At 58.0% G+C, this 245-nt stretch carries 1 protein-coding gene; it reads left to right on the forward strand.

Annotation, left to right across the window (positions count from 1 at the left end; all coding sequences use genetic code 11):
- The coding region (locus SB772_RS44465; RefSeq protein WP_410839084.1) for a LuxR C-terminal-related transcriptional regulator at positions 1-154 on the forward strand (154 nt) is incomplete at its 5' end.
- Positions 155-245: the final 91 nt, after the last annotated feature.

Raw genomic sequence — 245 nt, forward strand, 5'->3', positions numbered from 1 at the left:
CGCCGATGGACTGCTGAACAAGCAGATCGCGGGCCAGCTTTCTCTGAGCGAAGTGACAGTCAAGATCCATCGCGCGCAAGCGATGCACAAGCTGAATGCACGCTCAGTGCCTGACGTCGTGAGGAAGCTACAGCAAGTGGCGCCTCTGCACTAGGAGCGGCTCGACAAACCGGCCGGGCCTATCGCACTGCCCTTACCTCTTCCTCAATCACGACGAATGCGCTCAGGCTAATACACACTGTCAT

The sequence above is a fragment of the Paraburkholderia sp. SIMBA_030 genome (genome assembly GCF_046535245.1).
Lineage (GTDB): Bacteria > Pseudomonadota > Gammaproteobacteria > Burkholderiales > Burkholderiaceae > Paraburkholderia.